Source organism: Streptomyces sp. NPDC046870 (assembly GCF_040704595.1).
Classification (GTDB): Bacteria; Actinomycetota; Actinomycetes; order Streptomycetales; family Streptomycetaceae; genus Streptomyces; species Streptomyces argyrophylli.
The window spans coordinates 868,212-893,109 of sequence record NZ_JBEYXM010000002.1; the positions used below are offsets into that span (position 1 = coordinate 868,212).

22 protein-coding genes are annotated in these 24,898 nt (G+C 72.8%); 6 read left to right on the forward strand and 16 right to left on the reverse strand.

The annotated features are described in order from the left end of the window. Positions 1 to 42: 42 nt before the first annotated feature. Positions 43 to 1,005, forward strand: a complete 963-nt coding sequence (locus AB0946_RS08455) for a 2-oxoglutarate and iron-dependent oxygenase domain-containing protein (protein ID WP_366759780.1) — start codon at positions 43 to 45, stop codon at positions 1,003 to 1,005. A 153-nt stretch (positions 1,006 to 1,158) separates the two neighbouring features. Further along, a complete protein-coding gene (locus tag AB0946_RS08460) occupies positions 1,159 to 2,565 on the forward strand; it encodes a condensation domain-containing protein (RefSeq protein WP_366759781.1) in 1,407 nt (468 codons plus the stop codon). A gap of 13 nt (positions 2,566 to 2,578) precedes the next feature. Here the strand turns inward: AB0946_RS08460 and AB0946_RS08465 are convergent, their stop codons facing one another. The 8 genes from AB0946_RS08465 to hemL all read right to left on the reverse strand — a co-directional run bounded on the left by AB0946_RS08465 (position 2,579) and on the right by hemL (position 10,851). Continuing rightward, entirely contained in the window at positions 2,579 to 2,986 is a 408-nt protein-coding gene (locus AB0946_RS08465) for an SRPBCC domain-containing protein (RefSeq protein WP_366759782.1), read from the reverse strand. A gap of 99 nt (positions 2,987 to 3,085) precedes the next feature. Continuing rightward, positions 3,086 to 4,186, reverse strand: coding sequence for a c-type cytochrome biogenesis protein CcsB (gene ccsB, locus AB0946_RS08470; protein WP_366759783.1), 1,101 nt, complete (start codon positions 4,184 to 4,186; stop codon positions 3,086 to 3,088). Next, entirely contained in the window at positions 4,183 to 5,892 is a 1,710-nt protein-coding gene (locus AB0946_RS08475) for a cytochrome c biogenesis protein ResB (RefSeq protein ID WP_366759784.1), read from the reverse strand. Before AB0946_RS08475 ends, ccsB begins: the two co-directional genes overlap by 4 nt. Before the next feature lie 3 nt (positions 5,893 to 5,895). Further along, positions 5,896 to 6,669 carry a cytochrome c biogenesis protein CcdA gene (locus AB0946_RS08480; RefSeq protein WP_366759785.1) on the reverse strand — a complete coding sequence of 258 codons (774 nt, stop codon included), beginning with the start codon at positions 6,667 to 6,669 and terminating at the stop codon, positions 5,896 to 5,898. Position 6,670: 1 nt separating this feature from the next. Continuing rightward, the gene (locus AB0946_RS08485; protein ID WP_366759786.1) at positions 6,671 to 7,261 is read right to left on the reverse strand and encodes a TlpA disulfide reductase family protein; all 591 of its coding nucleotides are present in this window, start codon (positions 7,259 to 7,261) and stop codon (positions 6,671 to 6,673) included. Positions 7,262 to 7,380: 119 nt separating this feature from the next. Continuing rightward, entirely contained in the window at positions 7,381 to 8,685 is a 1,305-nt protein-coding gene (locus tag AB0946_RS08490; RefSeq protein ID WP_366759787.1) for a hypothetical protein, read from the reverse strand. Positions 8,686 to 8,836: 151 nt separating this feature from the next. After that, a complete protein-coding gene (locus tag AB0946_RS08495) occupies positions 8,837 to 9,535 on the reverse strand; it encodes a histidine phosphatase family protein (protein ID WP_366759788.1) in 699 nt (232 codons plus the stop codon). Beyond that, positions 9,532 to 10,851 carry a glutamate-1-semialdehyde 2,1-aminomutase gene (gene hemL, locus AB0946_RS08500; RefSeq protein ID WP_366759789.1) on the reverse strand — a complete coding sequence of 440 codons (1,320 nt, stop codon included), beginning with the start codon at positions 10,849 to 10,851 and terminating at the stop codon, positions 9,532 to 9,534. Before hemL ends, AB0946_RS08495 begins: the two co-directional genes overlap by 4 nt. 640 nt (positions 10,852 to 11,491) lie before the next feature. Here hemL and AB0946_RS08505 point away from each other — a divergent pair. Then, positions 11,492 to 11,929 (forward strand): hypothetical protein, encoded by a 438-nt coding sequence (locus AB0946_RS08505; RefSeq protein WP_003974483.1) that lies wholly within the window; start codon positions 11,492 to 11,494, stop codon positions 11,927 to 11,929. A gap of 379 nt (positions 11,930 to 12,308) precedes the next feature. Here the strand turns inward: AB0946_RS08505 and AB0946_RS08510 are convergent, their stop codons facing one another. The 3 genes from AB0946_RS08510 to AB0946_RS08520 form a co-directional block, all read right to left on the reverse strand. Further along, the gene (locus tag AB0946_RS08510; RefSeq protein ID WP_366759790.1) at positions 12,309 to 14,501 is read right to left on the reverse strand and encodes a SpoIIE family protein phosphatase; all 2,193 of its coding nucleotides are present in this window, start codon (positions 14,499 to 14,501) and stop codon (positions 12,309 to 12,311) included. A gap of 185 nt (positions 14,502 to 14,686) precedes the next feature. Continuing rightward, positions 14,687 to 15,241 (reverse strand): flavoprotein, encoded by a 555-nt coding sequence (locus AB0946_RS08515; protein WP_366759791.1) that lies wholly within the window; start codon positions 15,239 to 15,241, stop codon positions 14,687 to 14,689. Positions 15,242 to 15,571: 330 nt separating this feature from the next. Continuing rightward, entirely contained in the window at positions 15,572 to 16,456 is an 885-nt protein-coding gene (locus AB0946_RS08520) for a helix-turn-helix transcriptional regulator (protein WP_366759792.1), read from the reverse strand. 394 nt (positions 16,457 to 16,850) lie between these two features. Between AB0946_RS08520 and AB0946_RS08525 the strand changes: the two genes are divergently transcribed. Then, positions 16,851 to 18,290 (forward strand): MFS transporter, encoded by a 1,440-nt coding sequence (locus AB0946_RS08525; RefSeq protein WP_366759793.1) that lies wholly within the window; start codon positions 16,851 to 16,853, stop codon positions 18,288 to 18,290. Positions 18,291 to 18,585: 295 nt separating this feature from the next. Here the strand turns inward: AB0946_RS08525 and AB0946_RS08530 are convergent, their stop codons facing one another. Continuing rightward, positions 18,586 to 19,416 carry a M55 family metallopeptidase gene (locus tag AB0946_RS08530; RefSeq protein WP_366759794.1) on the reverse strand — a complete coding sequence of 277 codons (831 nt, stop codon included), beginning with the start codon at positions 19,414 to 19,416 and terminating at the stop codon, positions 18,586 to 18,588. A gap of 89 nt (positions 19,417 to 19,505) precedes the next feature. Between AB0946_RS08530 and AB0946_RS08535 the strand changes: the two genes are divergently transcribed. Both AB0946_RS08535 and AB0946_RS08540 read left to right on the forward strand, forming a co-directional pair. Continuing rightward, the gene (locus AB0946_RS08535; protein ID WP_103812681.1) at positions 19,506 to 19,778 is read left to right on the forward strand and encodes a hypothetical protein; all 273 of its coding nucleotides are present in this window, start codon (positions 19,506 to 19,508) and stop codon (positions 19,776 to 19,778) included. Between the two features lie 116 nt (positions 19,779 to 19,894). After that, positions 19,895 to 21,709, forward strand: coding sequence for a phosphatidylglycerol lysyltransferase domain-containing protein (locus AB0946_RS08540; protein ID WP_366759795.1), 1,815 nt, complete (start codon positions 19,895 to 19,897; stop codon positions 21,707 to 21,709). 26 nt (positions 21,710 to 21,735) lie between these two features. Here the strand turns inward: AB0946_RS08540 and AB0946_RS08545 are convergent, their stop codons facing one another. The 4 genes from AB0946_RS08545 to AB0946_RS08560 all read right to left on the reverse strand — a co-directional run. Continuing rightward, positions 21,736 to 22,005 (reverse strand): hypothetical protein, encoded by a 270-nt coding sequence (locus tag AB0946_RS08545; protein ID WP_366759796.1) that lies wholly within the window; start codon positions 22,003 to 22,005, stop codon positions 21,736 to 21,738. Positions 22,006 to 22,097: 92 nt separating this feature from the next. After that, positions 22,098 to 23,534 (reverse strand): HAMP domain-containing sensor histidine kinase, encoded by a 1,437-nt coding sequence (locus tag AB0946_RS08550; protein ID WP_366759797.1) that lies wholly within the window; start codon positions 23,532 to 23,534, stop codon positions 22,098 to 22,100. Next, a complete protein-coding gene (locus AB0946_RS08555) occupies positions 23,535 to 24,263 on the reverse strand; it encodes a response regulator transcription factor (RefSeq protein ID WP_366759798.1) in 729 nt (242 codons plus the stop codon). A gap of 224 nt (positions 24,264 to 24,487) precedes the next feature. After that, positions 24,488 to 24,898: CE1759 family FMN reductase (locus tag AB0946_RS08560; RefSeq protein ID WP_366759799.1), on the reverse strand; the 411-nt coding region annotated here is incomplete at its 5' end.

The window sequence follows — 24,898 nt, forward strand, 5'->3', positions numbered from 1 at the left end:
ACCCCCGCAAGCGGGGTCCGCGCAGCGCCGGGGAGTGGAAACATGGCTGGTGTGATTCCCACCATCGATCTGCGGATCTGGACCGAGGGGGACGCGATGCGGCGGGCCGTGCTCGCCCGCACCGTCGACCAGGCCCTGCAGTCCGCCGGGTTCCTGCTGGTCACCGGGCACGGCGTGGACCCCGCGCTGCGGGCCGGGATCCGGTCGGCCGCCCGGGAGTTCTTCCTGCTGCCCGCCGGGGTCAAGCAGCGCTACGCGGCGAAGGTCGGCGGGCGCGGCTGGCTCGGGCCGGGCACCGAGGCCAACGGGTACGCGGAGGGCACCGAGACACCGCCGGACCTGAAGGAGTCGCTGACCTTCGCGACCGCCGAGCCGTTCGGGGACCCGGCCGTCAACGCCGAGTGGTACGCGCCCAACGTGTGGCCGGCCGAGGTGCCCGCGCTGCGCGGGCTGTGCGAAAGGTACCTGGGCCGGATGGCCGCGCTGGAGAAGGAACTGCTGGCCCTGCTAGCCTGCGCGCTCGGGCTCGGCGCCGACTTCTTCACCCGGCACATGGACCACCCGACGTACGGCTTCAACATCAACTGGTACCCGGGCACGGACATCGTCGGCACGCCCGAGCCGGGGCAGTTCCGGATCGGGCCGCACACCGACTTCGGGACCGTCACCGTCCTCGACCGGCAGGCCGGCAAGGGCGGGCTCCAGGTGTACACCGACACGGACGGCTGGCAGGACGCGCCGTACGACCCGGCCGCGTTCACGGTCAACATCGGTGACCTGCTGGCCCGCTGGACCGGGGACCGATGGCGGTCGGGGCGGCACCGGGTGCTGCCGCCGCCCGCGGACGCGCCCGCCGAGGAGCTGATCTCGCTCGTCTACTTCGGCGAGTGCGCCCCGGGCACGCTGGTGGAGTCCCTCCCGGCGCCGGTGGGCCGGGTGGCGTACCCGCCCGTCGACTCGCACGTGTACCTCCGGGAGAAGCTGGACTCGATCACCGTCGAGTGAACCCCTGACCGGTCACCGACGGTTATTCACTTCCACGTTCGGCTCGCCACCCGTTCCGTTGAAATGAACCGGCCGGGCATGTCCCGCCCGCGTCCCGCGGCATTGGCTTCCAGGGGGCCCGCATCCAGGGGCCCCTTCTGCGATGGGAGACGCGTGCGAATCACTGACATCCAGCGCTGCGAGGTCCGGCCGGGACGGCTCGTCGAGTGGACGTTGAGCCCGGCGACCGTCGCGGCGGCGACGGCGCTCCCGGACGACTCCCGGCCGCCCGCCTACATCCAGGAGTCGCACATCAGGACGGCCAAGTGCGTCCGGGAGGACGGGCTGTTCGTGCCGACCTGGCTCGGCACCGCCTTCGACCTGCCCGGCCCGGTCGACCTCGACGTGCTGGAGCGGGCACTGCGCGCCTGGACCGTACGGCACGAGACGCTGCGCAGCGGCTTCCGCTGGGCCGGTGACGAACTGCGCCGGTTCACGCTCGACGCGGCCGACGTGTCCCTGCGCCGGGCGGAGGTGGGCGACTTCGCCGACGCCGACGACCTCGTCCGCCACCTCCAGGACCGCTTCGACACGGTCGCGGACGCGCTGCGCTGGCCCAACCTGATCTACACGGCCGTCGTCCGGGACGACGGCGCGAGCGTCTACATGGCCTTCGACCACAGCAACGTCGACGCCTACTCCCTGCACCGGCTCGTCGCCGAGATCCACGAGCTGTACGCGGCGGACCTGGCCGGCGCCCGGCCGGACTCCGCCACGCCCGCCGCGAGTTACGTCGACTTCTGCGAGATCGAGCGCGCGGACGCGGACGGCATCGACGGCCGGCACGCGTTCGTGGACCGCTGGCGGGAGTTCATCCAGCGCTGCGACGGCACGCTGCCGGGCTTCCCGGTGGACCTGGGCCTGACGCCGGGCGGCCCGCTGCCCACGCAGCGGATGCTGTGCGAGCCGCTGGCGGACGCGGACGCGGCGGCGGCGTTCGAGGCGTACTGCCGGCCGTACGGCGGCAGCCTGGTCGGGCTGCTGGCCGCGACCGGGCTGATCGTGCACGAGCTCGGCGGGCAGCCGGTGTACCGGACGGTGGTGCCCTTCCACACCCGGGTGAAGTCGCGGTGGACGGATTCCGTGGGCTGGTACGTGGGCGGCGCCCCGATCGAGGTGCCCGTGGGCCGCACCCGCGGCTTCCCGGAGGCCCTGCGGGCGGTCCGCGCCGAACTCCAGGCGAACCGGTCACTGGCCCGGATGCCGCTGGCCCGGGTCCTGAGCCTGCTCGGCGCGGACTTCCGGCCGACCTCCCCGGACCTGTACTCGATCGTGTCGTACGTCGACACCCGCGCCATCCCGGGCGCCGAGCGGTGGGCGGAGCTGAAGGCGTACGGGCTGATGCGGGTGTCGTACGGCGACCAGGTGTGCGTGTGGGTGAACCGGCTGCCCGACGGGCTGTGGCTGGCGAGCCGGTACCCGGACACGGACGTCGCGGCGAAGAACATGCGGCTCTACGTCGAGCGGCTGCGGGACCGGATCGCCTCGGTGGCCCACGACAGCCTGTCCGCGGTCTCCTAGTCCTCCCGGCCGCTCAGCCCCGCCCCGGCTCCAGCGCCTCGATCAGCCGCTGCAAGCGGCCCCGCCAGCGTTGTTCCGACTCCTCCTCGCCCTGGAACTCATGGGTAAAGCGGAGCACGCTGCCGTCCTCCCCGTCCCGCTCCAGATGGAACCGGAGCCGGCCGCCGGCACCGACCGTGTACTCCGCGACCCGGTCCACGTCCCACGCGGTGACCTGCCCGTCGCCCAGGTCGCGCAGGGTGACCGCGCCGCCGAGCCGGGGTTCCAGCACGTCGGCCGCGGTGAACCAGGACGCCAGCCCCTCCGGCGTGGCCAGCGCGGCCCAGACCTCCTCCATGCGCCGCGGGAGCCGCACCACGAAGTGCAGGATGTGCGTGTTCCCGTGCGTCTGGCTGGTGCCCTGTGCGATGGAACCGCTCATGACACCAGCGTGCCCCCGGGCCCGGGGATGCGCACGTGGCCACGGCCGCTCCCCCGCGGGTGCGGGTCCGCCGTGGCCGGTCGCGCGGTTGCCCGGCGGTCACACCCCCGCGTAGGAGTGCTTGCCGCTGACGAAGATGTTGACGCCGTAGTAGTTGAACAGCCAGCAGCCGAAGGCGATCAGCGCCAGGTAGGCGGCCTTGCGGCCCTTCCAGCCGGCCGTGGCCCGGGCGTGCAGGTAACAGGCGTAGGCGACCCAGGTGATGAAGGACCAGGTCTCCTTCGGGTCCCAGTTCCAGTACCGGCCCCAGGCGTCGCCCGCCCAGATCGCGCCCGCGATGATCGTGAACGTCCACAGCGGGAAGACGGCCGCGTTGACCCGGTAGGCGAACTTGTCCAGGGACGCCGAGGCGGGCAGCCGCTCCAGCACCGAGGAGGCGAACTTCCCGGGCTTCCCGCCGAGCTGGAGCTTGTTCTCGTACGAGTCCTTGAACAGATACAGGATCGTGGCGACCGCGCCGACGTAGAACACCGCACCGCAGAAGATGGCGGTGGAGACGTGGATGTACAGCCAGTACGAGTGCAGGGCCGGCACCAGCTGGTCACTGGCCGTGTACAGCACGGTGACCGCGAGACCCAGGTCCAGCAGGACCGTCGTCACGAGGAACAGGCCGAGCCAGCGCACGTTCTTCTTCAGGGCCAGCAGCGCCAGGTACACGCCGACGGCGACCGTGGAGAAGGTGATGTTGAACTCGTACATGTTGCCCCACGGCGCCCGCTCCACGGAGGCCGCGCGGGCGACGACGCCGCCCAGCTCCACCAGGAACGCGAGCACGGTGAGGGAGATGGCGATCCGGCCGTAGAGGTCGCCCTGCTCGTCGCCGCCGTGCGCGCCGGGTCCGTCCGGCACGTCCCGCGCGCCGGACGCCGAGCGGACGACGACCTTCGGCCGCTCCAGCACGGCGGTGCCGCCGGCCCGCTGCACGGTGACGGCGGGCCCGCCCGCCGTCCGCTCGCTGCCGGCGGTCAGCGCGGCGGCCGTACGGGCCACCTTGCTGCGGCTGCCGAACAGCCACTCGGCGATGTAGGCGAAGAAGGCCAGGGTGTAGACCGCCATCGACGAGTAGATCAGCGTGTTGCTGATGCTCGCGAGGTGTTCGTTGGTCGCGGCGGCGAGATCGGTTGCGGCGGCGAGAGTCACTTCTCAGCCCCTTCGGCAGGTACGGCTTGGGGGTCGGGGGTTGCTGCGGAGTCGTCGCCGGGGTCGGGTGCCCCCGGCGTCTGGTCGTAGAGGATTCCGGCGAGGTCGCCCAGCTCCTCGGGCACCTTCGCGGACTCGCTGCGGCCGAGCCCGGCCATCTCGACCACCGTGACGCCGTCGGCACCGCGCACCGCGCGCACCCAGACCCGGCGGCGATGGATGAACAGGGACGCGGCCAGGCCGAAGATCGCGGCGAGGGCACCGGCGAGCGCCCAGCCGCCGCCCGGCTCCTGGACGATCTCGAAGCCGGCCCACTCCTTGACGTCCTTCTCGAAGGTGATGGAGCCGGCGCCGCCCGGCAGCGTCATGGTGTCGCCGGGCTTGAGCAGCTTCTTCAGCAGCTGGCCCTTGGCGTCCTTGAACGCCGTCATGTGCTTCTTGTCGAGCTGGTACACGCTCTGCGGGATGCCCGAGTTCACGCCCAGGTCGCCGTGGTAGGCGTTCACCGCGAGCACCGGGTTCAGCAGGGCCGGGAACTGCGACAACATCGTCCCGCTCCGCGTGTCGAGCGTCGGCGCGAAGAACGCCTGGAAGCCGAGCTGCTCCTTCTTGCCCTTCGGGTCGCGGTAGCCGTCCATCACCTTCACCACGCCGTTGGAGCTGACGTTGCCGTCCAGCGGCAGCAGCGGCACGGCGTCGTGGTAGACGACCTCGCCCTTGCCGTCGCGGACCGTGATGACGGGCGCGTAGCCGTGGCTGACCAGGTAGACCTTGGCGTCGTCGATCTTGAGCGGTTCGTTGACCTTGACGGTCGTCGACCGCTCCTTGCCGTAGGCGCCCTTGCTGTAGGTGAGCTTCGCCTCGTAGGTGCGCGGGGTGCCCCGGTTGGGGCCGCTGACCTCGTAGGTGCCCTTGAAGTCCTTCAGGTCGAAGCTGAACGGCACCAGGTCGTCGTTCCGGAACAGGCTGCCGGACTTGAAGTCGTCGTACATCGGCAGCGCGTTGGAGAAGCCGTCGCCCTCCACCATCAGCTTGGTGCCGTCGGACTTGTACAGCTGGCCCGAGGCGAAGGCGACCAGCAGCACGATCAGGGCGATGTGGAAGACCAGGTTGCCCAGCTCGCGCAGGTAACCCTTCTCGGCGGCCACGGCGTCACCTACGACGTGGGCGCGGAAGCGGCGCTTGCGCAGCAGCGCGAGCGCGGCCTCGCGGACCCGCTCCGGGTCCTCGGTGGTGCGCCAGGTGGTGTGGGCGGGCAGCCGGTTCAGCCGCCTGGGCGCGCCCGGCGGGCGGCCGCGCAGCTGGCCGACGAACTGCCAGGTGCGCGGGACGATGCAGCCGATGAGGGAGACGAACAGCAGGATGTAGATCGCGGAGAACCACACCGAGCTGTACACGTGGAACAGGCCGAGCTTGTCGTAGACCGGCGCCAGCGTCCTGTGGGCGGCGCGGAAGTCCTCGACCTTGCTCACGTCGGCGCCGGTCTGCGGGATCAGCGAGCCGGGGATCGCGCCGAGCGAGAGCAGCAGGAGCAGCAGCAGCGCGACCCGCATGGAGGTCAGCTGCCGCCAGAACCAGCGCACCCACCCGGTGACACCGAGGCCGGGCAGGATCGTCTGCTCCTCCTGCGGCGCGGTGGACAGCTGGGAGCCGGCCGCTCCCAGCTCCTCCCGGTCCCGGCTGGTGTCGGTGTCGGTCTTGCTCATCGGTCAGATCCCCACATTGAAGCCGCCGGACCAGGTCTGCATCTGCTGCACCAGGCTGTTCCAGGCACCGGTCAGCAGCAGCACACCGGTCAGGATCATCATCGAGCCGCCGATGCGCGTCACCCACACATAGTGGCGCTTGACCCAGGCGAAGGCGCCGAGGGCCTTGCGGAAGCCGATCGCGGTGAGCACGAACGGCACGCCGAGGCCGAGGCAGTAGACGACCATCAGCAGCGAGCCGCGCGCCGCGCTCGACTCCTGGAAGGAGAGGGCGTTCACCGAGGAGAGCGTCGGGCCCATGCAGGGCGTCCAGCCGACGCCGAAGAAGGCACCGAGTACGGGCGCCCCCAGCAGGCCGCCCGTCGGCCGCTTGTGGAAGCGGAACTCGCGCATGGTGAACCAGGGCAGGAGCCCCATGAAGAAGACGCCCATGGCGATCATGAGCACGCCGAGCACCTTGGACAGGGTGCCCTGGTAGTCGATCAGGTTGGAGCCGAAGTAGCCGAAGAGGGCGCCGCCGGAGACGAACACGGCACTGAAGCCGAGCACGAACAGCGAGGCGCCGGCCACCATCCGCCCCCGTCTGGCCTCGGCCAGGTCGGTGCCCGCGACGCCGGTCACGTAGGAGAGGTAGCCGGGGACCAGCGGCAGCACACAGGGCGAGAAGAAGGAGACGAGCCCGGCGAGCAGCGCGATCGGCAGGGCGACCAGCAGGGCGCCGTGCAGGACCGTCTCGTTCCGGCCCGTCTCCGCGGCCAGCGTCAGCAGTGCGCTCACGTCACTTCTCCGCGAGGACCGGCTTGATCATCTTCAGCAGGCCGGTGTCGTCGAGCGCCTCCAGGGCCCGCGCGGCGACCTTGCCGTGCCGGTCGATGACGAGCGTGGAGGGGATGATCTGCGGGTTGAGGGTGCCCTTCTTGAAGCGGAGCATCAGCTTGCCCGTGGGGTCGTACAGGCTCGGGTACTCGACGCCGTGCTCCTTCTCGAAGTTCACGGCCGGGGTGGTGCTGGTGTCCCGGGTGTTGATGCCGACGAACTGGACGCCCTTGTCCCGGTACTCCTTGGAGACCTTGGCGAAGTACTGCGCCTCCTCGCGGCACGGTCCGCACCACGAGCCCCAGACGTTGACGACGACGACCTTGCCCTTGTAGTCGGCGACGTCCAGGGTCTTGCCGTCGATGGTCGTGCCCGACAGGTCCGGGGCCGCGGCGCGCTTGCCGGCGGGGACGGTGTCGACGCCGTTGTTGCCGGTGACGAAGTGGGTGTCGCCACCGCCGCCGGAGGTGCCGCCCTTACCGCACGCGGACAGGGACAGGGCCGCGACGGCGGCCACGGCGCTGAGCAGGACGGCGCGGCTACGGGTACTCATGTGAAAAGTTTCGCATGCCTGTTCCGGGGATCTCGCGCACCCCCCTGCCGGGCGGAAAACCGCATTTCAGGGCGTATTTACACGGGACATTTCAGACAGAGGGCCCGGTCGGCGCCGACTCAGGCGGCATCGGAGGAGGCGGACCCGCCGGCCCGCAGGAACTCCTCCCAGCCGCCCGCCGGCCGCTGCCCGACCCCGAGCGTCCGCAGCTTGGCGAGCACCTCGGGCTTCTGCACGTCCATCCAGTCCACGAACTGCCGGAAGGAGACCAGCCGCACGTCGGCGCCCTTCTCCTTCTCGCGCGCGATGTGCTTGAAGGCCTCCTCGACCGAGTCCATGTAGATGCCGCCGTTCCACTGTTCGAAGTGGTTGCCGACGAAGAACGGTGCCCGGTTCGTCTCGTACGCCCGCTGGAATCCCTGGATGTACGCCTGCGCGGACTGCCTGCGCCAGCCGGGGTAGTTGTAGGCGGGCGCCTTGGTGGAGTTCAGGGACTGGTTGGCGAGCATGTTGTAGTCCATGGACAGCACCTCGAAGGAACGTCCGGGGAAAGGTATCTGCTGCAACGGCAGGTCCCAGATCCCCAGCTTCTTCTCCGGCCACACCTGACGGCCGCCCGGCGAGGAGGCGTCGTAGCGCCAGCCCAGCTTCCGGGCGGTGGGCAGCAGGTTGTTCTGGCCGAGCAGACAGGGCGTGCGGCCGCCGACCAGCTCCTTGTCGTAGTCGAACGGCAGCGCGGGCAGGTCGGTCCAGCCGGTGTTGGTCCGCCACTCCTTCACGAACGCCTTGGCCTGCCGGATCTCGCTCTCCCACTGCTGCGGGGTCCAGTTGCCGACCGTGCCGGTGCCGGCGCAGAAGTGCCCGTTGAAGTGGGTGCCGATCTCGTGCCCCTCCAGCCAGGCCCGGCGCACGTTCGTCAGCGTGGCCCTGATGTGCTCGTCGGTGAGGTAGCCGATGTCGGAGGCGCCGCGCGGGTTGTTCGGCGGCTCGTACAGCCGCTTCTTCGACTCGGGCAGCAGGTACAGCCCGGAGAGGAAGAAGGTCATGGAGGCGCCGTGTTCCTTGGCCAGGTCCAGGAAGCGCGGGAAGAGCCCGTTGCCCACCTCGCCGGCGCCGTCCCAGGAGAAGATCACGAACTGCGGCGGGGTCTGTCCCGGCTCCAGCGGCTCGGGCTTGGCCGGCTGGTGCGGCTGCCTGCCGGTGAAGGAGGTGGAGCCGTCACCGATGGGCCGCGCCGGATGCGCGGTGCTCCCCTTCCCGTCCCCGTGCCCCCGACCGGGCTCGCCCTGGCCGGAACCGTCCGGGTGACCGCCGCCGTCCGAGGACGTGAGGCCCCCGCAGCCGGCGAGCGAGGCGGCGGCCGCCGCGCCCGCGCCGAGGCCGAGCATTCCCCGCCGGGAGAAGGTCCGGGAGAAGGTGGGCATGGAAATCCCCGATTCGTCGCTGCCTGCTGGACACCCAGTCAGAGGGCAGGACGATCGGGGAGGTTCCTCGGATTCTTGTGTTTTTCGTAACAGAAGCCGTGAAAGTGCGCTAAGCGACACCAAACGGACCGTCAGTGACGAGTGAGCCCGGTCAGGCGCCGAAGGCCTTCCCCTGGGGGGTGCCCTTCCCCTTCTGGGGCTTGGCGCCGGCGCGCAGATGGACCGGGACCAGGTCGATGGCGGGCTCGCTGTAGCCCACGGACACGATCTTGTCACCCAGATATGTGAAAGTCGTCAGGGAGGCGAGCGTGCACTGCCGCTTGCGCGGGTCGTGCCACAGCCGCCGCCGCTCCACGTACGAGCGCACGATCCAGATCGGCAGCTGATGGCTGACCAGCACCGCCTCGTGCCCGCGCGCCCGGTCCTTGGCCGTGTTCAGCGCGCCCATCATCCGCACGACCTGGTCCACGTACGGCTCGCCCCAGGACGGCCGGAACGGGTTGACGAGGTGCTTCCAGTTGTCCGGATTGCGCAGTGCGCCGTCGCCGACGCCGAACGTCTTGCCCTGGAAGGCGTTCTCGGCCTCGATCAGCCGCTCGTCGGTGTCGACATCCAGCCCGTGCGCCTTGGCGATGGGCGCGGCGGTCTCCTGCGCCCGCTCCAGCGGGGAGGCACAGACATGGGTGACGTCCCGCGGGGCGAGGTGCTCGGCGACCCGCTCGGCCATCTGCCGGCCCAGCTCGGACAGGTGGTAGCCGGGCAGCCGCCCGTACAGGACCCCGTCCGGGTTCGCGACCTCGCCGTGCCGCATGAGGTGGACGACGGTGACGTCCTTGCTGCTGTCGCTCATTCTGCCGTGGCCTCCGCAGCCGCCCGGGCCGCCGCCGGAAGGGCGTCGGCGATCTTCTGAAGGGCCCGCTCGTCGTGGGCCGTGGACACGAACCAGGACTCGAAGGACGACGGCGGCAGGTAGACGCCGTTCGCCAGCATCGAGTGGAAGAACGCGGTGAAACGGTACGACTGCTGCCGCTTGGCGTCCTCGTAGTCGCGCACCTGCCGGTCCGTGAAGAACACGGAGAACATGTTGGAGGCGCTCTGCACCCGGTGCGCGACGCCCTCCTTCGACAGCGCCTCGCTGACGAGCGTCCGGATCTGCTCGGAGACGGCGTCGACCTTTTCGTAGGCGGCGTCGTCGAGCAGCCGCAGCTGGGCGAGACCGGCGGCGGTGGCGACGGGGTTACCGGAGAGGGTGCCGGCCTGGTACACCGGCCCGGCGGGGGCGAGGTGGGCCATCACATCGGCCCGCCCGCCGAACGCGGCGGCCGGGAAGCCGCCGCCCATGACCTTGCCGAAGGTCATCAGGTCGGGCGCGACGCCCTCGACGCCGTACCACCCGGCGCGGCTGGTACGGAAGCCCGTCATCACCTCGTCGGAGATGAACAGGGCGCCGTTGCGCCGGCAGGAGTCCTTGAGGGCCTGGTTGAAGCCGGGGTCCGGCGGCACGACGCCCATGTTGCCCGGCGACGCCTCGGTGATCACACAGGCGATCTCCCCGGGGTGCCGGTGGAAGGCCTCCTGCACGGCCTCCAGGTCGTTGTACGGCAGCACGATCGTGTCGCCGGCCTGCGCACCGGTGACACCGGGCGTGTCCGGCAGCGCGAAGGTGGCGACCCCGCTGCCGGCCGCGGCGAGCAGCGAGTCGACGTGCCCGTGGTAGCACCCGGCGAACTTGATCACCTTGGACCGCCGGGTGAACCCGCGGGCGAGCCGGATGGCGGACATGGTCGCCTCGGTGCCGCTGCTGACCAGCCGCACCTGCTCCACGGGCGCCACCCGGGCGACGATCTCCTCGGCGAGCGCGACCTCGCCCTCGCCGGGCGTGCCGAAGGACGTGCCGCGGGCCACGGCCTCCTGGACGGCGGCGATGACCTCGGGGTGCGCGTGCCCGAGGATCATGGGCCCCCAGGAGCACACCAGGTCGACGTACTCGCGCCCGTCGGCGTCGGTGAGGTAGGCCCCCTTGCCCGACACCATGAACCGGGGCGTACCGCCGACGGCGCGGAAGGCGCGCACCGGGGAGTTGACGCCGCCCGGGGTGACGACGGAGGCACGGTCGAAGAGCGCCTGTGACACGGGCGCGTCGTAGGGATAGGGCGTTTCGCTCATGGCACTCATGACGTGCGGCTACTCCGGCTTCTCGGACTCCGGTTGCGGGGTGACCTCCTCAGGGTAGGCCGAAGCCCGCGCCGAGCCCCGGCCGGACCGCGGTGGAGGCCGCGATCGGAGGCGGCGGTGGTCGCGATCGGACGCGGCGGTGGTCGCGATCGGACGCGGCGGGTCCCAAGATCACAGCGAGGACATCCCTCATCTGCGAGACTGACACCTGATACACAAAGCCCATACGCACGTACTCATCAGGGGCCGGATGATCAGGGCCGGGAATCCCCCCGCGTGGACTGTTGTTCCACCGCACGTTTCGGCGGGCGGCCGTGGGGGAGGTCACTGACACGATGATCGGGTTGCGCGGCGGGGGCCACGCGTCCTAGAAAAGCAGTCGGGTGGAGATATGCATCGCGGTGGCGGACTGGGCGAGGGGACTGATGACCTGGGTCCTCGACGTGCCCGGCGGGGAAGGCACCGGCGCGACGCGGAGGAAACGACCGAGACACGTCAGACCGACGCACGACAGACACAGGGTGTACCGAGTGAGCCCGAGCGGTACGACCGGCAGATCGACCGGGATCTCGACCGCCGGCTCGACCAGCGGGCCGACCGCCTCCGGGCGGGGAGCAGGAATGGTGGTCGGGTGGGGGTGACGTACAAATACTTCGGCGCGCCGGACGGCGCGACCGCGGCCCGGGTCCCCATCTCGATGCGCCCCGAGGAGCTCGGCGGCGACGAGCTGGGCATGAACGGCATGTTCACCAAGATCAAGCCGGAGACGATGGCCGCGATGGTGCTGACCGGCATCGAAGGCGTCCCCCTGCACAAGGTGCCACCCCTGGAGCTGGTCGTCCTGCACCCCGACTACGCGGTCGTCAAACTCCCCATGACGGTCGTCGACCCCCTCCGCGGCATCGGCGAGGAAGCGGTCGGCGCGGCGGCCTTCATCTGGTCGACGGTCCCCGACCGGGGCGGTCCGCGGGACGCGTTCAACGTGTACCAGCTGCTGCACGAATGGCAGGACTTCAGCCACCGGCTGCACGAGGCGGGACACCAGCCGTACTGCCTGGTGTGGCCCTGAGCGGGGTTCCTCGCTAGTCGGGCGGGGCTTGGGTCCCGCCCTCGGAGGTCACACCCTTTCCACGAACAACTGGACCGTGTCCTCTGTGTCGCGGAGCGGAAGCGGACCGAGCTCAGACGACTGGCCGAGCAGGGGTACGAGGTGGCCGTCAGCCTCTTCGGATTCTCCGGAAACCGTGGAGTTCTCCTCGTGCGAAGGCGTGGGCGTCCGTTCCGGCCCCGGCTGGGCCGCGCTCACCGTCGACGAGCGACGCGCACAAGGCGCCGACGGACAGGCCGCCGCACTCATCGGATTCCTCGGCCCCCGCAAGCCGGCGCTCGACGCGCTGAAGCGCCGGATGTCCTCGCGGGTCTCGCAGAGCCGGAAGTCCCCGTCACCTTCACGACGGTCCGGGCGTCCGGGGAGGACGAGGAGGACCCACTCGCCTGGCTGGGCTGAGCTGGAGGCCGACCACGTGCGGGCTGATCAGCAGCAGGGCGACGTCGTCGCTGCGGGGCGCGGTGTGCTGGGCGTGGGTGATGAGGGTGTCGGCCAGGGCGTCCATGGACTGGTTCCGCTCGTGGGCGAGCCGGCCGGCGAGGGCCGTGATCGCGTCCTCGATGTCGGTGCCGGGTGCCTCGACGAGCCCGTCGGTGTACAGGACGAGCACGGCACCGGGAGGCAGCGGGACGTCCATCGTCGGGTAGTCGGCGGCGGGATCGATGCCGAGCAGCAGCCCCGGAGGCAGCTTGAGGATCTCGGTGCGGCCGTCCGGACGGCGCAGGACCGGCGGGGGATGCCCGGCGGTGGCCAGGCAGGCGCTGTGGCCGACGAGGTCGAGGTCGGCGTAGAGGCAGCTGGTGAACAGGCCGGCGTCGAGATCGGTGAGCAGGCGGTTGGTGCGGGCGAGGACCTCGCCGGGGGGCGCGCCGGCGGAGGCGTGGACGGCGGTGCGGACCTGTCCCATGAGGGTGGCGGCCTGGACGTTGTGCCCCTGGACGTCTCCGATGGTCGCGGCGACGGTGGTCTCGTCGAGGCGGATGAGGTCGTAGAAGTCGCCGCCGACGTCCATGCCGTAGCCGGCGGGAAGGTAGCGGGCGGCAACGTCCAGGCCGGGGACGCGGGGCAGGGTGCGGGGCAGCAGGCCGGCCTGGAGGTCGTGGGAGAGCTGCTGCGTGGCGTCGTAGAGACGGGCGCGGTCCAGCGCCTGCGCGATCAGCCCGGCGGTCGAGGTGAGGACGGCGCGCTCCTCGGCGGGGAAGGCGCGCGGCCGGTCGTAGGCGAGGACGAGTGAGCCGACGGGGCGTCCGGAGGTGATCAGCGGCAGGAACGCCCAGGCCGCCATGTCGTCCTGGAGGACGGCGGGAGGATAGGCCGTCCTGAGGTCGCCGAAGGTGCCGAAGAAGCTCGGGACACCTGTCGTCAGGACGTGCACCGCCGGGGTGTCGGACGTGAGGGGAACCGCGTCGAAGCGGTCCATGAGCGCGGCGGAGTAGCCGTGGAAGCCGATGATCCGCAGTCTGCCCTCCTCCGCGGCCATGAGGGCGAGGGCCTGGGCTCCGAAGGCGGGCAGGACCTGGTCGGCGACCCTGTCGACGACGTCCTGGACGCCGACCGCTTCGGTGAGCGTGGCGGCCAGGTGCATCAGGTGGTAGAGCGCCGTGGCCCGGCCGGGTTCCGCCGCGGGCGCGGGGTGCAGCAGACGCGGGGGGAGGACGGCGTCGGCCGAGGACGTGGGGACGATGCGCACGCTGATGCCGGACGCGTCCGGGTACAGGTGGAACGACAGCCACTGGTCGGGGGGCCGCCGGGCGGTGAAGGACGTCGGCCGGCGGCTCAGCACGGCGGCCCGGTAGCGGTCTTCGGCGACCGGGTTGTCCAGCCACGCCAGCGCCTCCCAGGGCCGGGCGCCCAGCAGGTCGGGAATGCCGGCGCCGAGCAGCTCCGCCGCGGCGGTGGTGAGGAAGGTGATCCGGCCGTCCGGGTCGAGCGCGCAGCAGCCGCTGGGGAGACGCTCGGCGAAGTCGGCCGCGGCCTGGGCCTCGGCCGGTCCGGCGGCACGCTTGCGCGCCGGGGAGAGGATCCGCGGCTCGGGCCCGGCCAGGACGCGTCCGCTGTCGGCGGCCCGCCGCAGCATCGGGCCCAGGCGGCGGCAGGCGTCGGTGATCAGCGCCCGCTCCTGTGGGCTCAGCGCGTCAGGGTGCGCGCTGGACCAGTGCAGCACCAGGCCGCCCCACGTCCGTGCGCCGGTGCTGATCGGGGCGGCGACCATGGCGAACGGGTGCGGCAGGACGAGCGCCAGCTGCGGATAGCGGCGCGCCAGCTCCTCCTGGCTGCCGATCCACACCAGGGCTCCCTGTCGTACGGCGTCGCTCACCGGGCTCGCGGCCTGCAACGGGACGCGGGCCCAGGGCGAGGCGATCCGCCGGGAGATGCCGCTCAGCACCGCGAGCTGGAGCACCTGCCCGTCCGGGGAGAGGACGTAGAGCGCGCCTGCGTAGGCACCGGTCTCGCGTGTGCAGCGGTCCAGGACGCAGTCCACGGCGTCCGGTCCGGAGCCGGGGGAGCGGGGGTCGGTGGCCGTGCCGGACACGCTTCACGCTCCTGTGCGGGGGCACCGGCGGCGGCGAGAGGGCGGCTCCGGCGGCGCGACACCACGCCGGCCGGACCAGACGGCACTCATATACGGACCATACGTCCAGCGGGCGGTGACGGCAGCGCGCTGTCCCCACGGACCGGCCGGCCTGCTCGGCCGGGGCGGCGGGCGCGGGGGCTGTGTCACCCCGCCGTGCCGACGACGGGGGCCAGCAGCTCCAGGGCCTCCTCCCAGCGGAAGCGGTCCGCCGCGCCGTCGGCCTTCGGCGGGTGGTGTGCGGAGGAGCCGATCAGGACGCCCATCGAGCGCAGACGGTCCAGGCTCTGCCGGTAGGCGGGGTGGGCGGCCTGGGCGGAGTTCAGGTACGGCAGGACCACGGTCGGGACGCCCATGCCGTACGCCTCGCACAGGATGCCGAGGGCCAGGGTGTCGGAGATGCCGGCGGCCCACTTGTTGATCGTGTTGAAGGTGGCCGGGGCGACGGCGATCGCGTCCGGGGGCGGCAGCGGTCGCGGTTCTCCCGGTGAGCGCCAGGCGGAGCGGATCGGGTAGCCGGTCCGGGCCTCGACGGCCTCCGCGTCGATGAAGCCGAGGCCCCGGGGTGTGGCGACGACGCCGACGTCCCAGTTCGCCTCCTGGGCCGCGGTGATGAGTTCGCCGACGTCGGGGGCGACGCCGCTCGCGCAGACGACGACGTACAGGAAGGGCTTGTTGTCCTGGGCGGTCGGCACGGTCACGCGGGCACTCCCGTTCGGCGGTGGATACGGCGAAGTCCCGGCAGGCTACGTCGGCGAAGGCGGGAAGGGGAGCCGCCGCGTGTCCCCGTGCGGGGCGGTGGCCGGTCGGCCGCGGGCCCGCACTCTGGCCTCGTCCGGGTCGCGGCGGCAGCGGCCGGTACGGGGGCCTGGCTCCAGGAGGGCCCGCCGGCCGCCGGTGGCCCCGGGCCGGTGCTGGTCGCGGTGGCCGGCGGATCGTGCCGCGTCGAGCAGCCGGCCTGGAGCCGCTTCGACCCGGGCCCGGCCACCCGCGCGATGCTCGGGGCGTGGGCCGCCGGGTGACGCGGGTGGTCAGTGCGCGTCGAGCGCGGGCAGCGCCGGCTCGGCGGACGCCGTCGTACCGGCCAGGAGGCGCAGGGCCGCGTCGGAGGGGGTGCCGGGTGCGGCCGTGTAGGCGATGAGGCGTTGGCCCGCGGGGCCCGGCAGGCACAGGTTCTCGAAGCTCAACTCCAGCGTGCCGACCGCCGGGTGACGCAGGGTCTTGTTCCCCGAGGCACAGGTGCGGACCGGGTGCCGGGCCCAGAGGGCGGTGAACTCGTCGCTCTGGATGGACAGATGGCCGATCAGCTCGGCGAGTGCGCGGTCGTCGGGGTGCCGGCCGGCGACCAGGCGCAGGGAGGCGACCGCGAGGTGGGCCTCCTCCTTCCAGTCGGCGTACAGGGCCCGGTAACGCTCGTCCAGGAACAGCATCCGGATGAGGTTGGGGCGGGCGGCGGGGGCGGCCGGGGCGTCCCCCGGCAGGTGCGCGGCGAGCAGGGCGTGGCCCAGCCGGTTCCAGGCCAGGACGTCGTTGCGCCGGTCCAGGACGAGCGCCGGTACGTCGGTCATGGCGGCGAGCAGCTGACGCGCCGACGGGGTCGCGTGCTCGGCAGGGGGTGCGGCCGGGCGGCGCCGGGCGGCGGGGCGGGCCAGGTTCCTGAGGTGGGCGGTCTCGTCCTCGGTGAGGCGCAGGGTGCGGGCGATGGCGTCCAGCACGGAGTCGGAGACGCCGGCCGCGCGGCCCTGTTCGAGGCGGGTGTAGTGGGTGATGCTGACGCCCGCGAGCAGGGCCAGCTCCTCGCGGCGCAGCCCGGCGACCCGGCGGCGGGCCGGCGCGGTCGCGAGGCCGACGTCCTGCGGCCGCAGCGCGGCACGGCGTGACTTGAGGAACGCTCCCAGTTCGGACGACGCGTCCATGCGGGCCTCCGGGGGGTGTGGCGGGTGCCCGCGCGGGTGCGGGGCGTGCCTTCCGGGTGTACGGCGGTCGCCGTCCATCCTGCCCGGCGGGCGGCGCGAGCGGGACACCCGAAGGTGGTCACGCGATGACCACCCTCGCGGCGGCCGGTCGCAGGAGGGTGCTGGCCGGGGCGGGCGGCACGGACGACTCTTGTGCCCGGCGAGTCCGCCGGCCCCGGCGCCTCCGCCGCACGGCGGCACCTGCGCGGGACACCGGCGGCCCGGAACACCGGCACCTCCGCCGAACCCCGGCGACCCGCCGCACCCCGGCGACCACGGCGCGGGCGCTCCCGCCGCCCATCGGCACCCCGCGCCACCCGTGAACGCATCCGGCACCAGAAGGGACCGTCTCGTCATGTCCGTCACCGTCACCCCCCAGCCACCCGGCGTCTCCGCCGTCCTCACGCCCCGGCTCCGCCTGGTGCTGGTGCTGCTGCTCGCGGCCCAGTTCATGCTGGCCGTGGACTTCTCCATCCTGAACGTGGCCCTGCCGGTGATCGGCGCCGGTCTCGGCTTCCCGCTCGCCCGTCTCCCGTGGATCGGCACGGCGTTCGCCCTCTGCGCGGCCGGGTTCACGCTGCTGTTCGGGCGGGTCGCCGACCTCTTCGGCCGCCGCCGGCTGTTCCTGGCCGGTCTCGCCGTCCTCGGCGCTGCCTCGCTGGCGGGCGGACTGGCGCGGAGCCCCGACGTGCTCGTCGTGGCCCGCGTGTTCCAGGGGCTGGCCACCGCCGCGGTGACCCCGGCCGGTCTGTCGCTGCTGACGACGTCCTTCCCGGAGGGCCCGCTGCGGGAGAAGGCGCTCGGGCTGAACGGGGCGCTGATGTCGGCCGGTTTCACCACGGGGGCGATCCTCGGCGGCCTGCTGACCGACCTGCTCTCCTGGCGCTGGGCCTTCTTCGTCAACGTACCGGTGGCCCTCGCCGTGCTCCTCGTCGCGCCCGCCGTCATCGCCGAGTCCCGGCCCGAGGAACGGCCGAGGCTGGATGTGCCGGGTGCCGTCACGGTGACGCTCGGACTGCTGGCCGTGGTCCTCGGTCTGACGCGGGCCGGTGAGCACGGCTGGGGCGCGCCGGACGCGCTGCTGCCGCTGGCGGCCGGGGTGGTGCTGCTGGGTGTGTTCGTGGCGGTGGAGCGGCGGGTGTCCGCGCCGCTGGTGCCGCCGCACGTGCTGGGCCGGCGTTCGGTGGCGTGGGGGAACGTGGCCGGTCTGATCGCGTTCCTGACCGAGACGTCCCTGGTGTTCCTGCTGACCCTGTACCTCCAGGAGGTGCTCGGCTTCTCGCCGTTGGCCGCCGGGCTGTCGTTCGGCGTGCTGGGCGCGGGGACCGTCGTCGGCGGCGCCCTCGCCCCGCGGCTGATCGGCGGGTTCGGCGCCACCCGGGTGCTGCTGGCCGGCGGCCTGGGCCAGGCCCTGTGCACGGCGGCCCTGCTCGGGCTCGGCACCGGCCGTTCCTCGCTGTGGCTGCTGTCGGCCGCGACCTTCGCTGGCGGTGTGGGCAACATGCTGGTCATCGTCGGCTTCATGGTGACCGCCACCTCGGGTCTCGCCGACCGGGAGCAGGGGCTGGCCACCGGGCTGGCGACGATGACCCAGCAGATCGGGATCACCATGGGGACGCCGGTGATGAGCGCCGTCGCCACCGCGGCGATGAGCGGTACCGGGGCCGCGGCCGTCCTCGGCGGCCTGAGGACGGCGATCGCGCTGAACGCGGCCCTCGTGCTCCTGGGCACCCTGACGAGCGTGCTGTTCCTGCGGGACAGGGCGCACCGTCACCCGGCCGTCCGGTCCAGCTGACCGGCGCCGGCCGCTCGGTCGAACCGCAGCCGGTCCGCCCGCCCCGCCTCCTCGAACGCCCGCACCGCGTCCCGGCCGCCGCACTGGACCCGGACCACCCGGCGGGCTTCGCGGAGGCGGGCGGCGGTGGCCGTACCGGTGCCGCCGCGGACGGTCCCCGGACCGCGGGACGTACCGGGCCGCCGCCCGGCCCTCCACCCGGATCGTGGAGCACGCCCCGGCCGCCCTCGCGGCCGACGCCTACGACCCGCTCACCGGGCCGGCCGCGGAGCGCCGCACGGCCCGCCGGCGGGCGTCAGCAGTACGGCGGCTGGTTGGTGAGCGACGCCGCCACCCGCATCCACACCCCGAACTGCCGGTACAGCGCGGGCAGTCGACCGCTCGCCCGGACCGTCCTCGGGTCCTCGGCCGTCACGCCGGGGATGCCGAGCAGGGTGGCGGCCACCGAGGCGGACTGCCAGCGGACGGTCAGGGTGGCCTCGGCGGCGGAGGGCGCGGGGCGGCGCGGGTCCTGGGACAGCGCCCGGGCGACCGCCTCCTCGATGGCCTCCCGCGCCTCCGCCTCCGGCCGCAGCTCGGCCGCGAACCGGTCGCGTGCGTACTTCACCGGCACGGTGACGACGGACGCGTCCCACTCCGTCATCTCCGCGCACGCCGCGTCGTCACCCGTGAGGGCCACGACGGGCACGCCGAGGGCGGCGGCCGCGGCGTGGGCCAGACCGATCTCGCCGACCGGGCGGCCGTCCAGCCACATGTCCTCGATCTCGTGGCCCATGAAGCTGTGGCTGAGCACGCCCAGCGCACCGGCCCGGGAGTGGTAGCCGACGCACAGGGCGGCGTCGTACTCCCCGGTCAGCCCCTCCAGCATGCCGAGCTGCTTGGGCCTGCCGCGCACCAGGCGGGCCGCCGGGTGCAGCGCCCCGGGGAGCAGGTTGCGCATCGGTCCGTGGGCGTCGTTGACCAGGATGCCGGTCGCGCCGGCCGCCAGCGCGCCCCGTACGGCGGCGTTCACGTCCTCGGCCATCATGGTGCGGCCGCGCTCGTAGTCCCGGCCGCCCGGCTGGACGTCGTCGGCGTCGACGAGCCCGGTGATGCCTTCCATGTCCACGCTGATGTAGATCCGCACGGCGTCGACCCTAACCGACCCTACGTATTGTAGGTTCCCAAGCGCCGACGGCCACCGGGCTGTTCACACGTCTGTTCAACGGGGGACCCATGCAGGACACCACGGAAGCGGAGCCCGGCACGGAGGTCTGCGCACGCAGTCTCGCGCCCACGCTGACCGTGCTGATCGTCAGCCTGGTGATCGCCGCCGTCGGTGTGTACGAGCTGTGCGGCTTCGGCCTGCACAGCCTGGACCGGCGCCCGCACCTGTTCAGCGACGGCCTCGCGACCGGCGGGGTCATCGTCGCCGCGGTGGCCGCCGGGGCGGCGGTGGGCAACCTGGCCTGGCTGCTGACGGCGGCCCGGCGCGGAGGCGGCGACTGAGGGCCCCGCGGGATGAGAGGCCGTGCGCCGGCCGCGCGGATTCGCGTCCCCTCGTTACCCTACAAGCTGTAGGGTCTGCGGTGCCCCGTCCCCGTCCCCAAGGGTGACCAGTCGCCATGCCCGCACCACAGACGGCGTCCGAACAGCGGACGACCACCGCACGACAGCCCTCCCCCGTCCCCCCGCGGACCCCCGCTCCCCGCCGCGCCGTCCGCGTCCTCACCCCCCGCCTCCTCCGCATCGGCGGCGACCACCGGCTGCGTGCCCGCGCCGCCACGGCCACCGTCTGGTACCTGCGCCTGCTGGCCGCGCTGAACCTCGCGGCGGTCGTGTCCCTCCCCTTCCGCGAAGAGGTCCACGAACACAACGCGGGCCAGTACTTCACCCCCTACCTGGCCACCGCCGGCCTGGTCTCGGCGGCCCTCGCCCTGTTCCTCGCGGTGGTGATGCGCCGTCGCAAACGAGCCGCCTGGCTCTTCAACCTCCTCCTCGCCGGTCCCCTCCTCGGCCTCTACGCCGCCGCCCTCACCCGCGCCCCCTACCGCGAGCACGCCTTCAACTGGGTCTCCACCGCCCTCACCGGCCTGTTCGTGGCCGCCCTGCTGCTCGGGCGCCGCGAGTTCGACGCCGTCGGCGACCGCTCCAACCCGCGCCTGGCCCTCGCCACCGGCATCAGCGGCACCCTCGTCGGCGGCGGCCTCGGCACGCTCCTCGTCCACGCGACGGACAAGGTCACCGGCGCCGGCCTCAAGGACGAGATCGCCTACACCCTGCTGCGCGGCATCAGCGTCGGCCCGCTCGCCGACCACGTCACCGCCGTACAGGCCCCGCGCTGGGTGGACGTCGTCGTCAACATCCTGATGGCCGTGGCGTTCCTCGCCGTCCTCTACGCCTGCTTCCGCGCCCCGCGCGGCGCCTGCCTGCTCGCCGAGGAGGACGAACACAGGCTCCGCGGCCTGCTGGAGCGCCACGGCGAGCGCGACTCCCTCGGCTACTTCGCCCTGCGCCGCGACAAGGCCGTCGTCTTCTCCCCCAGCGGCAAGGCGGCCATCGCCTACCGTGTCGTCGGCGGGGTCAGCCTCGCCTCCGGCGACCCGCTCGGCGACCCCGAGGCCTGGCCCGGCGCCATCGACGCCTGGCTCGCCGAGGCCCGCCGGCACGCCTGGACCCCGGCCGTGATGGGTGCGAGCGAGGAAGCGGGCACGGTCTACGCCCGGCACGGCCTGGACGCACTGGAACTCGGCGACGAGGCGATCGTCGACCTCGCCGACTTCACCCTCGAGGGCCGGGCCATGCGCGTGGTCCGCCAGGCCCACAACCGGGTCCGCCGGGCCGGCTGCACGGTCCGCGTCCGCCGCCACGAGGACATCCCGGCCGAGGAGATGGCCGTCCTCGTGGACCGCGCCGAGCACTGGCGGGACGGCGCCACCGAACGCGGCTTCTCCATGGCCCTCGGCCGCCTCGGCGACCCGGCCGACGGCCGCTGCGTGATGCTGGAGTGCCGGGACGCACAGGGCGAACCCCGCGCCCTGCTCAGCTTCGTCCCCTGGGGAGAGCGCGGCCTCTCCCTGGACCTGATGCGCCGCGACCGCGCCTGCGAGAACGGCCTGATGGAGTACATGGTCGTCGAACTCCTCCTCCACGCGAAGGAGTTGGGAATCGACCGGGTCTCGCTCAACTTCGCCATGTTCCGCTCGGTCTTCGAACGCGGCGCCCGCCTCGGCGCGGGCCCGGTGCTGCGCCTGTGGCGCTCGACCCTCACGTTCTTCTCCCGCTGGTGGCAGATCGAGTCCCTGTACCGGGCCAACGCCAAGTACCGCCCCGTGTGGGAACCCCGCTTCCTGCTCTTCGCCAAGAGCAGCGACATCCCGAGGATCGGCCTGGCGAGCGCCCGCGCCGAGGGCTTCCTCACCCTGCCGGGCCGCTCGTAGCCTGCCGGGCCACAGGGCGGGCGGCGTCACCGGGGAAGCAGGAGTCCGTGCCGTCGTCCGTCCATCCGGGGTCGTACGCAGGGCGCGGTGGTGCCGCCCGTGAAGTACCGCCGGTCCGCCGGCCGCGCCCACGAGCGGGACGTCCGGCAGGCGCCGTCGACGGTCTTGACCTCCAGCCCCAGCAGCCCTCCGTCGTAGCGGTAGCCGGCGTCCACCGTGTTCTCCGTGCCGAGGCCGGACGGACGGGCCTCGGACCCGGCGGGGGCGGTGGCGGTCGGTGCGGTCTCCTCAGGCATACGGCGACACTATGGCGGCGAGCACGGCGGACGCCCCCTGCGCGGCCCGCACCCCATGCCCGTCCCCCACGGCCCGCTGCCGCCCGCGCCCGTCAGGTACCGCTGCCGCCGCCCGGGACGATGCCGCCGCCCACCGTGAAGCCGATGACCGCTCCCCCGCCCTCCCGGCGGTAGGCGAACGGTGCTCCGCCGTGAGCCATGGCCACCTCGCGGACGATCGACAGGCCGAGACCGGAACCGGGCAGGGAACGGGCGTCGGCGGCGCGGTAGAAACGGTCGAAGATGCGGACGAGGTCACCCTCGGCGATCCCCGGCCCCCGGTCGCGCACCTCCACCCGGACCGTCCCCGGCCGCGCCGGCCCCGTGATGCCGACCTCGATCGGCGCCTTGCCGTCCCGGTCGAACTTGGCCGCGTTCTCGACCAGGTTGGAGATGGCCCGCTGGAGCATCCCCGGCCGCCCGTCGGTCGTCGTGTCACCGCTCGCACGCAGCACGATCTCCCGGCCGGTACGGCGCCGGGCCAGCCCCACGACGTCCTCGGCGAGGTCGGCGAGGTCCACCCGCTGGGGCGGCTCGCCGTCCGACTGCCCGGCGGCGAGGTCGACCAGCTCGTTGACCAGGTCGGTCAGCTCCCGGGCCTCCTGGGAGAGGTCGGCGACCAGCTCCTCCCGGGTGGCGGGCGGCAGCTCGTCGATCCGCCGCAGCAGCGAGATGTTCGTACGGAGGGACGTCAGCGGCGTGCGGAGTTCATGACCGGCGTCCTGCACCAGCCTGCGCTGGTCCTCCTCCGACTGCGCGAGCCGGCCCAGCATCCGGTCGAAGGCCCGGCCGAGACGCCCCACCTCGTCCAGCCCGGCCACCGGCACCTGGATGCCCAGCTGCCGGGTGCGGGCGACGTCCTCGGCGGCCGACGTCAGGATCACCAGGCGCCGGGTGATCCGCCGGGCCAGCCACCAGCCGAACAGCCCGGCCGCCACCACGACCGCCGCCATCAGGATCAGCGTCCGCTGCTGGAGCGCCCGCAGCAGGTCCTCGGTGTCACTGAACTCCTGCGCGACCTGGACGGCCCCCCGCCCGTTCCCGAGCGAGACGGTGGCGATGCGGAACAGGTCCGCGTCCACCCGCACGTCCTTGTGCTCGACCACCTGTCCGGCCGTCCGCGCGAGCGCCGTGGCCCGGTCCCGGGAGGTGACCGGCAGCACCGGGCTGCCGTGGTCCACGATCTGTCCCCGCGCGCCGAGCACCTGGACGTCGGTGCGGGCCGGCCGGACCAGGTCGTGCCCCGGACGGGAGGAGGAGAAGTCCTCCGGACCCATCGTGTGCTGCCGTACCTCGTCCCGGACGTCCTGCACGACCTGCGTGAACACCGACTGCTGGTCCACCCGTACGAGCCGCGCGGCGGAGTTGTACGACATGATGCCGACCAGGATCGTGACCGCGGCGGTCACGGCGGCGAAGGAGACCGCGAAGGTGGTGCGCAGCGAGACCAGCTTCGGCCGGGGCCGGTCCGGCAGCCACCGGCGGCCCACCTAGTCCTCCCGCAGCACGTAACCCACGCCCCGCACGGTGTGGATCAGCTGCGGGGCACCGGGCTCGTCCAGCTTGCGGCGCAGATAGCCGACGTAGACGGCGAGGTTCTTGGAACCGGGGCCGAAGTCGTAGCCCCAGATGCGGTCGTAGATCGTGGAGTGGTCGAGCACGATGCCGGCGTTGCGCACCAGCAGTTCCAGCAGCTCGAACTCGGTCCGGGTCAGCTCCAGCTCACGCCCGCCACGCCAGGCCCGGCGCGCCTGGAGGTCCATGCGCAGACCGGCGGCCTCCACCTGCCGGTCGGAGGACACCTGCGCCTCACGGACCGGGCCCTCGGGGACACCGCCGGGCACGGACACCGAGCCGGTACGGCGCAGCAGCGCGCGCAGCCGGGCGAAGACCTCCTCGACATCGAACGGCTTGACCACGTAGTCGTCGGCGCCGGCGTCCAGACCCGCGATGCGGTCGGCGGTCTCCACGAGGGCGGTGAGCATGAGGATGGGCGTGCGGTTCCCCTCGGCGCGCAGCACCCGGCACACCTGGAGCCCGTCGATGCCCGGCATCATCACGTCGAGGACCAGCACGTCCGGCGGGTTGCGGTGCGCCTGCGCCAGCGCTTCCACGCCGTCGGCGACCGCCGCCACCTGGTACCCCTCCAGCGTCAGGGCACGCTCCAGGGCATGACGGATGGCACGGTCGTCTTCGGCGAGCAGCACAGTCTGGGGCACATCCCCAGTCTGCCAAGGCCTCCGGCGGTTCGACGGGGCCCGCCGGACCTACGATCACCCTTTTTACCGGCCTCTCACCGACAGGGAGGCAACCGCCGAAACCCCCGCACCACACGGTCGGCGGAACAGTCGCAGAACGTGGAGGACACCCATTCGGCCGACGGGACCGGCACCCACCCGCGACGGCGACCTCTCAGCCGGCCGAGCCGGGTGGGTGGGCGCACTCAGCGCCGCAGCGCCGCGAGCTGTTCGGCGAAGGGCACAACGGCCTCCTCCCTCCGCCGCGGAGCCAACGGCATCAGCGCGGCCAGCTCTCCCGCGGCCCGGTCGATCCGTTCGGCGAGTCCTTCGGCGCCCCAGTCCTCGGAGGCGGCGTAGACGCCGGTGGGGACGACGACGGCGCGGAGGTAGGCGAACAGCGGGCGCAGGGCGTGTTCCAGTACCAGCGAGTGCCGTCCGGTCCCGCCGGTCGCGCCGATCAGGACCGGCTTGCCGGCCAGCGCGTCCTTGTCGAGGACGTCGAAGAAGGACTTGAACAGCCCGCTGTAGGAGGCGCTGAAGACCGGGGTGACCACGATCAGCCCGTCGGCCCGGGTCACCGCGTCCTGCGCGGCGGCGAGCGCCTTGCCGGCGAA